Origin of the sequence: Myxococcus eversor, from assembly GCF_010894455.1 — a bacterium.
Lineage (GTDB): Bacteria > Myxococcota > Myxococcia > Myxococcales > Myxococcaceae > Myxococcus > Myxococcus eversor.
Genome location: NZ_JAAIXY010000012.1, coordinates 105,599 through 118,537, shown reverse-complemented (window position 1 = coordinate 118,537; position 12,939 = coordinate 105,599). Strand labels below are relative to the sequence as shown.

Sequence of the window (12,939 nt, the reverse complement as noted above, 5' to 3'; positions counted from 1 at the left end):
CCTTCACGGTTCCTTCCCCAGGGGATCGAGTCCGACTGCCGCCCTCAGGCCCAGAAGGGCCACGCCCAGCGCATACCGGCTGCGCGCCAGGGCCACCTCCGCCTCGAACAACCGGAGGGAGGCATCCGCCAACGTCAGCGCCGTGGACAATCCCTGGCGGTAGAGAATGCCCTGCTCCTCCGCGTTCTGCCTTGCCGCGCGGGTCGCCAGCTCGCTCTGGGTGAGCGCCGCCTGCGCGTTCTCCAGGGCCACCCGGGCCCGCTGGATGTCCACGTCCACGCGCCGCGTGCCCGCCTCCTGCTCCAGTTGCGCCGCGCGCGCCAGGGCGACGCGCTCGTGGCGCTCCGCATAGCGCTCGCCGCCATCGAACAGGTTCCAGGTGAGGTCGGCGGACAGGAAGCCATCTCCCGTGCGGCCCGCAAGGCCCGCCTCGTTCGTGAGCCGGTACGTCGCGCCCACATTGAGCGCGGGCAACGTGCGCGCCAGGGGCTCCAGCGCGCTGGCCTCCAGCGACTCCACCCGCAGCCGCGACGCGAGGATGTCCGGGCGTCGCTCCACCGCGCCGGGGATGATGCCGTCGTGCGTTTGCAGCGGCCGGGCCGCGTCGTCGAGCAGCGTCCGCGGCATGACGAGCGCCCCGTCCACCGGCTCCACCAGCAGATAGCCGAGCTCCAGGCGGCTCGTCTGGGCGGCGTTGCGAGCGCTGATCAGATCCACCTCAGCGGTGGCCACCTCCACCTCCGCGCGCGTCACGTCGTTGGTGCTCGCGAGGCCCGCCTTGGCCCGCGCTGAAGCATCCGCGTGCGACTGCTTCGCGAAGGCGATGCGCTGCTCGGCGGCCTGGAAGACCTGCTGCTCCTGGAGCGTGATGAGGAAGGCGTTGGCGGCCTCGAAAGAAATCTGCCGCCGGGCCTCCACGGCCTCCAGGCCCGCAGCCTCGCCATCCAGGCGCGCCGCGCGGAAGAGGGGGAAGCCGCGCGCGTCGAAGAGCGTGACGCGAGCGACGATGTTGGCGCCGAAGGCGTTGTAGCGCTGGAGCACCACCTGCTGTCCGCCCACCTCGCGCGTCGACTGGTTGGAGCGGCGCGTATACGTGCCCGTCGCCGTCAGCTCCGGGAAGAAGAACGCGCGGGCGCGAGACACCCGCGCGTCAGCGGCCTTGGCGCGCTGCTGGGCCGCGAGCGCGGACTCGTTGCGCTCGGCCGCCATGGACACGGCGCGCTCCAACGTCAGCGGCGCGGTGTCACCGGGTGGACTCGATGCGGTGGCCTCGGTCGGCGGAGGGGGTGCGGAATCCGCAGCGGGCCGTGCGGAATCAGCAGCCCCGGGTGCGGAATCCGCAGCGCTGCGCGAGGGGGTGGGAGCCACGGGTGCGTCGCTCTGGGCCGCCCGGGACTCGGACGGGGACAAGACCATCCAGGCACACAGGGGCGCGACGAGGGCGGTTCGAACAAGGGACATGAGCGAGGAGGCGGGACTCGGGCCAGGGGAGACGAGGTGGTGCGCGCGCTGGGGCCCGACGAGCGAAAGGATGCACCCGGTGACGGGGGCTTCTGGACGATGGCCAGCGCGGCGGTCTATGGGGGAGTTCCAGAGGTCCTTGAGTTTTAAGGCGTTACGTCACGACAGCGCGCGCCTCGGCGCGCCGGGGAATGCACGGGCGATGCATTTATTCCAGGTGGGTGTGCTGCTGCTGACACTTCCGCTCTTCGGTTGCAAGACGGAGACCCCCGTCACCGAAGGCGCGCTCCGGGTCTTCATCACGTATGCGACCTTCCGGCCAAAGTGCCTGACGCTCACGGTGGTCGACGTGCACGACGCGTCGCACACCGTGTCGGGCGAGGTGAAGGTGGAGGCGGGGCGCCTGAGCGACACGCGCACCGGCGTCATCCTGGAGCAGGCGGGTTGGAGCCGGGACTTGCGGGTGACCGCCGAGGCGCACGAGGGCTCGTGTGCCGGTCCCATCATCGCGCGCCAGTCCGCGGAGGCCCGGTTCCCCACGGAGAACGTCACCGACCTCGGGTTGGATCTGCGCGCCGAGGACCTGGATGACGACGGCTACTTCGCCGCGAAGCAGCCCTACCCCGGCACGGACTGCGACGACGACAACGCGGCCATCCACCCCGGCGCCACGGAGCTGTGCGATGGCATCGACAACAACTGCGCCGCGGGCGAGACCGATGCCCCGGGCGAGACACCGTTCTGGGTGGATGCGGACGGAGACGGCCACGGCGCCGTGGGCGGACTCCAGGCCTTCGGCTGTGTCGCTCCCGCGGGCTATGCGCCGAGCGATGACGACTGCGACGATACGGACAACGACGTGCATCCCGGTCAGGCGGAGTTCCGCTGCGACGGACGGGACGACAATTGCGACGGCGTGACGGACAACGACCCGTTCCTCGTGGGCACGGCGTGCACGGCGCCGCTGGGTTGCGCGGGAGTGCTCACGTGTCAGAGCGCGTCCGCCTCCACCTGCATCAGCAGTGAGCAGCCCGTGGAGCACTTCGTCGACGACGACGGAGATGGCCAGGCCGGGTACTCCGTGGGGCTCGGCTGTACGCCGCCCGAGGCGGGCGCGACACGGATGAACACCGACTGTGACGAGGGCTCGCTGGTTGTGCGCCAGGGGCGCACCGAGGCATGTGACCGTCTGGACAACGACTGCAACGGCCAGACGGACGACGGGGTGGCGGGCTGTGCCGCGACGGCGTGGAACGAGCAGACGGAGCTGGGGGATGTGGATGCGCGGTTCGACGCGGTGGCGGTGTACTCGCGGGGCCATGGATGGCTCGCTGGCGCGGCCAGTCAGGTGCTCCACGTGGTGGATGGCAACGTCACCTCCGTGACGGGCTGCCCGGGCGAATGGAAGTCGGCCTGGGCCGCGAACAACGGCCGCGTGTTCCTGGGCTCCGGCGCGGGGCGGTTCGGGACGGTGAGGCCCGATGAGCTGCCCGCCCCCTGCGAGGATTTCGGCAGTGGCCATGCCGGAGCCATCAACGGCATGGTCGGCTTCGAGAACGAGGAGGACAACGTCGTCACCCTGTACGCCGTCACCAGCCAGGGCCGCATCCTGCGCTGGAGCCATGACGACGGCGGCTCGACGCAGCAGCAGCCCACGGTCCTCGCCCAGGTGCCCGCCAACCTGAGGGCCATCCATGGCCTGGACGTGACGACACTGCTCGCGGTGGGCTCGGAGACGGTGAGCGGAGTGCCGCGCCCCGTGGTGTATCGCGCGTCGGCGAATGGGACGACGTGGACGAAGGAGGACCTGGGGGTGTCGAACGCCTCGGGCTTCCTCAACGGCGTCCAGGTCCTCACGCCTCGGCTGGCCTATGTGGCGGGTGACGGCGCGCTGTTGTTGGAGCACTCGCGGGACGCATGGACTCGCCTGCCGGCGCCGACGGTGGCGGGCGGGGCCACTCCCAACCTCCGAGCGCTCCGGGCCTTTGGTCGCACCGCGCTCTACGCGGTGTCGTCCGAGGTGAACGACGTGCACTTCTTCAACGGGACGACGTGGAGCACCGTCACGCCGTCTCCGGCGACGCTGAATGCGCTGGGAGGCTCGGGGCCCGGAGATGTCTGGGCCACGGGGCACCACGGCACCCTGCTTCGCTGGACGCCGTGAGACAGAGGACCCACGGCCCATGGACCTGCGCGCGGAAGCCCTGACGGTGAAGCACGGCGCGCGCACGGTCCTCGCGGACGTGCGCTGTGCGGTGCCACCGGGGACCCAGGCGCTGCTGCTGGGGCGCTCGGGCTCGGGGAAGACGACGCTGCTGAAGTCCCTGGCGGGCCTCGTCGCTCCGTTTGGCGGACAGGTGCTGTGGGATGGCCAGGACGTGGCGCGCCTGTCTCCCTCGGCGCGACGTGAGCGGCAGGCCTCGTTCGGAATGGTGTTCCAGACGGATGCGCTGTTCGACTCGATGACGGTGCGGCAGAACGTGCTCCTGCCGCTCGTCCGACGACGGGTGCCACAGGCGGAGGCCGAGGCGCGCGCGGACGAGGTGCTGCTCGCGGTGGGCCTGCGCGACGCCGCGGACACGATGCCGGAGCGACTGTCCGGGGGCATGAAGAAGCGTGCGGGCCTCGCGAGGGCGCTGGCGGCGCGGCCTTCGGTGCTGCTGGCGGATGACCCCTTCGCGGGGTTGGACCCGGGCACGGCCCGGCAGGTGGCTCGTGTGCTTCTGGAGGTCTCCCGGGGCAGTACGTTGATTGTCGCCGCGCCCGAGGCCCCGCTGGACGTTCCCCTGCCCCGCTGGCTCTATCTGCGCGGTGGGCGCTTGGTGTACGACGGGCCTCCCGCGCCGGAGTTGGAGCGCGAACAGGACGAGGTGCTCCCGTGAGCCCACCGCCGCGCGTCGCGAGCCTCGGGCTGAAGACGGTGCGCGGCGCGGGCAGCCTCGGACTGGAGGCGGTGCGAGGCACCGGGGCGCTCGCGCTGGTGGCGGCGCGCACGGTGCTCGGCCTCCCCCGACTGGAGCGGCGCGAGCTGGTGCGGGCGCTGGTGCAGTTCGGCTACGACTCGCTGCCCCTGGCCCTGGCCACGGCGGCGCTCGCGGGGGTCATCGTCGTGTTGCAGTCGGGGCTCTACATCCAGCGCTTCGGCGCGCGGGCGTTCCTCGGCTGGGCCGCGGGCTACGGGGTGCTGTGGGAGTTCGGTCCGCTGCTGCTGGGCCTCATCATGTCCGCGCGGATTGGAGCGAGGAACGCGGCGGAGCTGGCCACCATGCAGGTGGGTGGACAGATAGAGGGCCTGCGGGGCATCGGCTTGGACCCGTTCGCCATCCTCGTGGCTCCGCGCGTGGTGGCGATGGAGCTGAGCATGCTCGCGATGAGCACCTTCACGTTCCTGGTCGCCATCCTCTTCGAGTCCGTGGCGGCCCTCTTCACGCTCGGCCTGCCGCTGCGAATCTTCTTCGGCACGTTCGCACAGATGTTGAGCCCGCTCGACATCCTGGGAGGCGTGGTGAAGACGGGGGCCTTCGGCCTGGCCATCTCCCTGGTGTCCACGTCGGTGGGGCTGTCCGCGCGAGGTGGCGCCCAGGCGGTGGGGCGCGCGGCGGCGAGCGCGGTGGTGCAGGGGTGCGCCGCCATCTTCGTCATCGACTTCCTGCTCACGCTCGCGCTGGCGGGGTGGATGGCATGAACCGGGTGCTGTCGTTCTTCGGAGCCCCGGTGGTGCTCTTCGCGCGCACGGTGCGCGCCGGGGCCCGCGAGGGCGTGTCCTGGCGCGAGTGCGCGGTGCAGCTCCATGAACTGGGTGGGCGCAGCGTGTGGCTGGTGGTGTCGGGCATGGCCTTCTTCGGCGCGGTGCTGGTCACCATCGCCAACAGTCAGGCGCGGCGATTCGTGGGCAACGTGGCGGTGCTCGGGCCCGCGTACTTCGAGCTGCTGATTCGCGAGCTGGGGCCCGTGGTCTCCGCGCTGCTGACGGCCTCGCGCGCGGGAGCGGGCCACGCGGCGGAGCTGTCCACCATGAGCGTCAACGAGCAGGTGGAGGCGCTGGAGATGTCCGCTGGAGATCCATACGCGGACCTGGTGGCACCGCGCATGGTGGCGGGGCTCCTGGGCGTGCCGCTGTTGAGCACGCTGGGGACCGTGGCCGCGACGCTGTCGGCGGCGTTGGTGGCAAGCCTGGTGTTCGGCGTGGACGGAAGGGCCTTCATGGACCCCCGGTATGTGGATGGCTGGGATTTGCTGGCGGCGGGGATGAAGGCGGTGGCGTGCGGGCTGTACATTCCCCTGGCGGCGGCGGTGGCGGGCCTGAGGGCCCGGGGTGGCGCGGAGGCCGTGGGCCAGGCCACCACCGAGGGCGTCGTGGCCGCGAGCCTGGGGTGTCTGTTGATTGACTTTGGCGTCTCCCTCGCATTCCAACTGCTGCGCCTGTGAGCACGACCGACTCCCCCACGAGCCCCGAGGACACGCTCCGCTTCACGGACGTGCGGGTCGCGTTCGAGGGCGGGCGGAACGTGCTGGACGGGGTGACGGCGGAGGTGTCGACTCGTGAGCTGACGTTCATCGCGGGGGCGAGCGGCTCGGGCAAGAGCGTGCTGTGTCGGATGGCGGTGGGCCTGTTGAAGCCAGACGCGGGCAGCGTGGAGTTGTGGGGCGAGCGGGTGGACACGCAGCCTGAGCGCGAGCTGGTGCGCCTGCGCCGTCGCGCGCCCTATCTGGTGCAGGGCCCTGCGCTGCTCGACTGGCGGACGCTGCGGGAGAACGTGCGTCTGGCGGACCCGAAGGCGCCAGAGGACGCGGTGGACTCCGCGCTGGCGCAGGTGGGGTTGTTGGAGTGGGCGGACCGGCTGCCACCGGAGCTGGGGCCTGGGGCGAAGAAGCGAGCCGCCATTGCCCGGGCGCTGGTGTTGAAGCCGCGATATCTGCTGCTGGACGAGCCGACCACGGGGTTGGACCGGCGGGCGGCGACGCAGGTGGAAGAGGTCATCGCGTCGCTGCGGACGCGGGGACTGGGAGGGTTGGTGGTGACGCATGACTATCGACAGCTCAAGGGGTTGGCGGACCGGGTGTTGGTGGTGGCGCGAGGCCGGTGTGCGTACCTGGGGCCTCCGGCGGGTTTCCTGGAGTCCTCCGCGCCAGAGCTGCGGGTGTTGACGGCGCCGTTCATGGAGGGTGCGACGGATGGATGAGCGACGGCTGGAATTGAAGGTGGGCGCCCTGGTGTTGGCGGCGGTGGTGGGCGTGCTGGTGTTGCTGTGGTTGATGGGGGAGCTGTCATTGGGCTCGTCCACGGTGCTGCCGGTGGACTTCGGGCACACGGGCAACGTGGTGGAGGGCGCGCCGGTGAAGCTGGGCGGCGTCCAGGTGGGACGGGTTCAGGCGATTCGACTGCAGCCGGAGCGCAGGGATGCCCGTGGACAGCCCTTGCCCGTGCGCATGGAGCTGGCGGTGACGCCGGAGTCGCTGGCGGCGCTGCGCTCGGATGCTCGGGTGACGGTGGCCTCGGTGGGCCTGTTGGGCGAGCCCTATCTGGAATTGAATCCCGGGGTTCAGCCGGGGCCCTGGCCCGCGGGAGAGGCCTTGCGGGGAACGGATGCTCCGCGTCTGGATTTGCTGGCGGAGCACCTGTCCAAGTTCGTGGAGACGATGTCTGGGATGTTGGAGAAGGACCCGGAGGCGGTGACGGGGCTGGTGACGAATATCTCCCGGCTGTCCAGGACGCTGGATGAGCTGCTCACGGAGAACAAGGGCGACGTGAAGGTGCTCATGTCGGAGCTGGCCGCGGCGTCGAAGGACATGCGGCAGCTTGCGCAGCTCGCGAGGGAGTCACTCCAGCCGGGAGGCAAGGCGGCGCGGTTGTTGGACGACGCGGCGGCCTCGGCGGCGGTGCTGCGCAGCGAATTGCCCGGGCTGACGAAGTCGGCGGGGACGACGCTGGATGGACTGGCGGCCGTCACGGGCGAGCTGGGCCCGGAGGATGGAAAGCGCGTGAAGCTGGCCCTGGAGAGGCTCACGACCGCCGTGGGGCAACTCGACAGCATCGCGGCCCGAGCGGACCGCGTGCTGGCGAAGATTGAGGCCGGCGAGGGCACCGTGGGCGCGGTGCTCAAGGACCCGACCCTCTACAACGAGCTGCGCACCCTGGTGACGGACCTGCGCAAGCATCCGTGGAAGATGCTGTGGAAGGACTAGCGTGGCGCAGGGGGAGTCGCGGGCCGGCGCACCAGCACATACGCGGCCGGGAGCCCCACCAGGACCATCAACGTGGAGAGGGACAACCCTCCCAGCACGGTGATGGCCAGCGGGCGTTGCAACTCCCCGCCCTCTCCCAGGCCTAGCGCGAGCGGACCGAGCCCCAGCAACGTCGCGAGTGTCGTCATCAGGATGGGGCGCAGGCGAACCGCGGCGGCGCGCGCGATGGCCTCGGCGGGGGCCAGCCCCTCGGCACGGCCCACTTCCGCGCGGTCCAGCAGGAGGATGCCGTTCTTCACCACGAGCCCCACCAGCAGGATGCAGCCCATCAGGGACGAGACATTGAGTGGCGTGCCGGTGAGTCGCAGGCTCGCGACCCCCGCGGCGAGGGACACGGGGACCGCTCCCAGGATGAGCAGCGGCAACACGACGCCATGAAAGTGGAAGGTCAGCACCAGGAAGACCCCCAACGTGGCCAGCACCAACACGAGCACCAGGGCCTGGAAGGACTGACGCTGGCTCTCGCGCTGTCCTCCCAACCGCACCTCCACCCCCGCGGGCGGGCTCAGCGTGGCGAGCTTTGCCTGGACATCCGCCGTCACGCTGCCCAGGTCCCTCGCCTCCAACCGTCCCGTCACCGCCACGAGCGGACGCAGGTCGTCGGACACCAGCTCCGCGGGCTGGCACTCCTGGCGCAGGCGCACCACCTGCATCAGTGGCACTACCTGCCCCGAGGCGGTCCGCAAGCGCAGGTGCTGGAGGACCTGGGAGTCCAGGCGGTCGGCATCGCGAAACCGCACGCGGACGTCCATCTGTCGCCCCGCGCGAGGAATGGCGCCGACGACCTCCCCCAGCAGGGCCGTCCGGACCTGCGTCGCCACGTCGCGTGGCGTGAAGCCCAAACGTCCCGCGCGCACCAGGTCCACGTCCAGGTGGGCTTCCGGTGTGCATCCCGCGACGCCGTCGAACAGGTCCACGAGGCCTGGGATGTCTTGAAGCCGCTCGGCCACCCGTGGCGCGAAGTCGCGCAGCACCTGGACATCCTGCCCCAGGAGTTTGACCTCGACGGGGTCCGGAGAGCCTTCGAGGTCTGAGAGCACGTCCTGGAGCAGCTCGATGAACTCCAGTCGCACGCCCGGAAGCGCGGACTCGGCCCGCACCCGCGTCTCCTCGATGATGACATGACCGTGACGCTTTCGCAGCGGCGACAGCGACACGGTGATGTCGCCGCGCGAGGACTCCGTGGCCGCCGGGGGCCCCAGCTCCGCGCCCAGACGCCGGCTGGTGCCGACCACCTCGGGGACCTCCGCGAGCAACGACTCCAGCGACCTGCCCAGGCGGTCCGCCTCGCTGACGGAGGTGCCCGTCGGCGTGAAGTAGTCCACGACGAAGGCGCCTTCATCCAACTCGGGCAGGAACCCCGTGGCGACGCCGCGCCCCAGCAGCGCCAGCACCACGGTGACCAGCGCCACGCCCGCGACGAGCACACCGGGCCTCCGATGCCACAGCGTCCACAAGCGCCGTGGAACGCGCGGCTCTGGCGCATGATGGGCACCGCGCGCGACGAGCAGCCACCCACACAAGAGGGGCGTCAACGTGACGGCCAGCAGCAGGGAGAACAACACGGCGGAGCACAGCGTGAAGGCGAGCGCGGAGAAGAACTGGCCGGACACTCCTGGCAGCAACGACAGTGGCGCGAAGACGACCACCGTGGTCAGCGTGGAGTTCGTCACGGGCCAGGCAACCTCCCCGAGGGCCTCCGCGGTCGCCTGCCACCGTTCCACTCCCGCCGCGACCCTGCGGTACACCGCCTCCACCACGACCACGGCGTCATCCACCACCAACCCGATGGCGACCGCCATCCCGCCCAGCGACATGAGGTTGAGCGTTCCCCCTGTGAGCCAGAGCGCGCCGAAGGTCATCGCCAGCGCGGCGGGGAGCACCAGGGCGGCGGCGACCATGGCCCGCCAGGAGCGCAGGAAGAGGCCCACCACCACGAGCGTGAGCAGGCCGCCCAGGACGACCTCGTCGCGCACATGCGCCACGGACCGGGCGATGAGTCCCGCCTGGTCATACGACAGCTCGACGTCGATGCCCGGCGGCGCACCGGCACGGACCTGGTCCAATGCAAGTTGGATGTCCCGGGCCAGCGTGACGGCATCCGCCTGCGGTCTGCGGCCGATGTTGACGAGCACCGCGGGCCGGCCATTCGCGTACGTCAGCGACAGCCGGTCCGCATGGCCCTCCTCGATTTTCGCGACGTCGCCCAGGCGCACGGGAGCATCGGGCGTCCCGCCCACCACGAGCGCGGCCAGTTGGTCCGGGGAATCCACCGGCCCCTGCACCACCACCAGCTCCTGCTGGTAATGAATGTCCACCCTGCCCGAGGGCTCGAGCACGAGCGCGCTGCCCACCGCGGTGGCGAGCGCGGACAGGTCCAGCTTCGCCTGCTCCAGTCGCCGTGCGTCGACGGTGATGGTCAGCTCACGCACGTCCCCGCCCACCACATCCACCCGTCCCACGCCCGCCAGGCTCGCGAGCGCTGGACGAAGCGTCGACAGGGCGAAGTCGCGCAGCCGCGTTGGCTCCACCGTCCCGGTGACGGCGAGTGTCTGGATGGGAAAGGACGACGGAGTCAGCCGCTCCGCGGTGAGCACCACGTCCGGTGGCAGCGCGGCGCGCACTTCGCCGAGCCGGGAATTCACCAGCCCCAGGGCCCGCTCCATGTCCGTGCGCGAGTCGAACCAGAGCGAGATTTCGCACGCCGCGCGGATGGTGCGGGAGCGCACCTGTCGCACGCCGATGACGGTGGAGAGGCCTTCCTCCACCGGGCGCGTCACGGACAACTGCATCGTCTGCGCGCTGGCGCCATTCAGCGTCGCGGCGACGACGATGCGCGGAAACGTCACCTCCGGATAGAGCCCGCCAGGGAGCTTCGTCGCCCCGTAGACTCCCGCCAGTGACAGGGCCAACAGGAGCACCACCACTCCGGGCGCGTTGCGCCGCAGCAGTGCGAGCCACGTCACTTCAGGACCTCCACCCCGGCGTCGTCAGGCAGCGAGTAGCCACCCTCCACGACGACGGACTCCCCCACCGCGAGCGGGCCCTGGATGACCGCGCGGCCCTGGTCCTCGGACGCGACGTGGACGGGCACGGTGTGGACGCGGCCCTCCACGACCCGCGCGACGGCCACACCCCCATCTTCCAGTGGCAGGAGCGCGGAGGAAGGCACGGCCAATGCGGGGCCCAGGTCCTCCAGGACGACGTGGGCTCGCGCGGCCGCCCCCAGTCGCAGCTCTCCCTTCGGGTTGGCGAAGCGCAGGCGGACCGACACGTTTCCGTTCTGCGAGTCGACGGAGGGGGCCACCGCGACGACCTCGCCGTCACGCGTTCCCTCCAGGCCGTCGACCGTGAGGCTCGCGCGCTGGCCCGCGTGGAGCGACGCGGCTTCTTCCTGGGTGACGAACGCGCGCAGCTCCAGCGGGTCCGTCGCCGAGACCTGGACCACGCCCGGCGCGGTCCCATCCACCATCTCCCCCTGTCTCACCCACACCGTCGTCACGACGCCATCAAAGGGAGCCTGGAGCGACGTGCGCCCCACGCCACGCTGGGCCAGGTCCAGGGCACTCCTGGCCCGCGCCCGGGCCGCGCGCGCGGCTGCCTCCGCGCTGTGGTCCTGCTCCGACTCCTGGCGGGCCGCCACCCCGCGCTCGACGAGGAGGTCCGTGCGCTCCCGCTTCTCCCGCGCGGCCGCGAGCGCTGAAGTGGCCTCGCGAAGGGTGGCCTCCGCTTGTTGGAGTTCGGCGGTGGCGGGGCCCGTGTCCACCTGCGCGAGGACCTGTCCAGCACGCACCCGGTCGCCCTCCGAGACATTCAACAGCGACAGTCGACCGGGCGCCGGAGGCGCGAGCCTCACCTCTCTCCCAGGCAGAGCTGACAGCAGGCCCGTGACGCGCAGCCCGCGCACGGCCTGCCCTTGGGCCACGGGGGCCACCCGGACGCGTGGGAGTGGTGGCGCGCTGTTCTCGGGCGGCGTCCGCCAACATCCCGCGCCGATGGCCAGCAGACAGGAGAGCAGCGCGAGTCTAGGGCTCATCCAGCGGACCTCCCACGGCGAGTTCGAGGTCGGCGAAGGCGGACTGGGCGGCGAAGGTGGCCTCGATGGCCTGGGTGCGTGTATCGGCCGCCGCCTGGAGAGCGGCGGTGAGCGCGACCAGGGGACTGCGACCCGCGCGATAGGACTCCAGGGCCATGCGCTCCGTCCGCGCCACGTCGGGGAGGATCTGCTTCGAGTAGAGCGCGGCGCCCGCGAGCGCGGCGGCCAACCGGGCATGGGAGGAGACGACCTGTGTCTGTCGGGAGCGTCGGTCCTCGTTCTGGGCCGCGAGCGCGACCTCGCGCGCGGCCGAGGCACGCACCGTCTCACCGCGTCCCAGGCCTGGCAGGGACAGGTCCAGGTCGAGCGCACCGCGGAGAAACGCCGCGCGCCCACCCGGGCCATCCCCCTCCACGGAGACGCCCACCACGGGGACAGGCCAACGCTCACGCCGCGCGGCCCGCAGCGTCGCGTCGGCCGCCTCCACGTCCGCTGTGCGTGCCTGGGCGAGTGGCGAGTGCGCGCCGCGCGCCAGCACGTCGTCCAACGAGACCAGCGGAGGAGGAGGCTCGATGGCTGGCACCAGCAATGTGCCCGGCGCCCGCCCCAGCAACAAGGCGAGCGCCGCCGACTCCGTGGTCAGCTCCGCCTGGCGTGTCAGCAGTTGGACTTCCACGGTGCCGCGCGCGATGCGGGCCTGGAGGAGGTCCAGCTCTGGAGCCGCGCCGGTCTCGAAGAGCAAGGCGGCGGCCGCCTCGGATTCACGCGCGAGCAAGAGGGCCCGCTCGGAGACTTCCACGAGCTGCCGGGCTCGCATGAGGGAGAAGTAACCGCGTCGGGTATCCGCCCGAACCGTGGCCTCGCTCGCGCGCCGTTCATCCTCGGCGCTTCGTGTCGTCAGCTCGGCGGCGAGGACGCGTGCGGCGCGGGCCCCTGGAACCGGGAGTCTCTGCGTCAGTCCCACGGCCCAGCGAGGATCATTTCCGCCGCCGGCCACCGAAAAGGTCAATGGAGCGAAGGTCCGAGTGACCTCTTCTTCTCCTCGGGCCACCGCTTCCTGTGCGCGTGCCCGTGCGAGCGCCGGAGCCTGCGTCCGCGCCTCACCGAGCGCCGCGCGCAACGTGAGCGGCTCGCCCATGGGGGCGAGTCCACGAAGCACCAACAGGGTGACGACGATGGGCGACATTCTCCTCTCG

10 protein-coding genes are annotated in these 12,939 nt (G+C 71.3%); 6 read left to right on the top strand and 4 right to left on the bottom strand.

Translation table 11 applies throughout. The features are described from left to right. Nucleotides 1-3: 3 nt before the first annotated feature. The gene (locus tag G4D83_RS24125; protein ID WP_163867166.1) at nucleotides 4-1,461 is read right to left on the bottom strand and encodes a TolC family protein; all 1,458 of its coding nucleotides are present in this window, start codon (nucleotides 1,459-1,461) and stop codon (nucleotides 4-6) included. Between the two features lie 202 nt (nucleotides 1,462-1,663). Here G4D83_RS24125 and G4D83_RS24120 point away from each other — a divergent pair, with 202 nt between their 5' ends. Genes G4D83_RS24120 through G4D83_RS24095 form a run of 6 tightly spaced genes read left to right on the top strand, consistent with a single transcriptional unit; the run spans nucleotide 1,664 to nucleotide 7,647 of the window. Then, nucleotides 1,664-3,625, top strand: a complete 1,962-nt coding sequence (locus G4D83_RS24120; RefSeq protein ID WP_163867165.1) for a putative metal-binding motif-containing protein — start codon at nucleotides 1,664-1,666, stop codon at nucleotides 3,623-3,625. Between the two features lie 19 nt (nucleotides 3,626-3,644). Next, nucleotides 3,645-4,343, top strand: a complete 699-nt coding sequence (locus G4D83_RS24115; RefSeq protein ID WP_163867164.1) for an ABC transporter ATP-binding protein — start codon at nucleotides 3,645-3,647, stop codon at nucleotides 4,341-4,343. After that, nucleotides 4,340-5,146, top strand: coding sequence for an MlaE family ABC transporter permease (locus G4D83_RS24110; RefSeq protein ID WP_240356531.1), 807 nt, complete (start codon nucleotides 4,340-4,342; stop codon nucleotides 5,144-5,146). The genes G4D83_RS24115 and G4D83_RS24110 overlap by 4 nt, the downstream gene beginning before the upstream one ends. Next, nucleotides 5,143-5,889, top strand: a complete 747-nt coding sequence (locus tag G4D83_RS24105; RefSeq protein ID WP_163867163.1) for an MlaE family ABC transporter permease — start codon at nucleotides 5,143-5,145, stop codon at nucleotides 5,887-5,889. The genes G4D83_RS24110 and G4D83_RS24105 overlap by 4 nt, the downstream gene beginning before the upstream one ends. Beyond that, nucleotides 5,886-6,644, top strand: a complete 759-nt coding sequence (locus G4D83_RS24100; RefSeq protein ID WP_163867162.1) for an ATP-binding cassette domain-containing protein — start codon at nucleotides 5,886-5,888, stop codon at nucleotides 6,642-6,644. Before G4D83_RS24105 ends, G4D83_RS24100 begins: the two co-directional genes overlap by 4 nt. Next, entirely contained in the window at nucleotides 6,637-7,647 is a 1,011-nt protein-coding gene (locus G4D83_RS24095) for an MlaD family protein (protein ID WP_163867161.1), read from the top strand. Before G4D83_RS24100 ends, G4D83_RS24095 begins: the two co-directional genes overlap by 8 nt. On the opposite strand, the gene G4D83_RS24090 is transcribed toward G4D83_RS24095, so the two are convergent. Genes G4D83_RS24090 through G4D83_RS24080 form a run of 3 tightly spaced genes read right to left on the bottom strand, consistent with a single transcriptional unit; the run spans nucleotide 7,644 to nucleotide 12,929 of the window. Continuing rightward, on the bottom strand, nucleotides 7,644-10,673 hold the full coding sequence (locus tag G4D83_RS24090) for an efflux RND transporter permease subunit (protein WP_163867160.1): 3,030 nt from the start codon (nucleotides 10,671-10,673) through the stop codon (nucleotides 7,644-7,646). The two genes, G4D83_RS24095 and G4D83_RS24090, sit on opposite strands and share 4 nt — an antisense overlap. Next, nucleotides 10,670-11,743, bottom strand: coding sequence for an efflux RND transporter periplasmic adaptor subunit (locus G4D83_RS24085; RefSeq protein WP_163867159.1), 1,074 nt, complete (start codon nucleotides 11,741-11,743; stop codon nucleotides 10,670-10,672). The genes G4D83_RS24090 and G4D83_RS24085 overlap by 4 nt, the downstream gene beginning before the upstream one ends. Next, on the bottom strand, nucleotides 11,733-12,929 hold the full coding sequence (locus G4D83_RS24080) for a TolC family protein (RefSeq protein WP_163867158.1): 1,197 nt from the start codon (nucleotides 12,927-12,929) through the stop codon (nucleotides 11,733-11,735). Before G4D83_RS24080 ends, G4D83_RS24085 begins: the two co-directional genes overlap by 11 nt. Nucleotides 12,930-12,939: the final 10 nt, after the last annotated feature.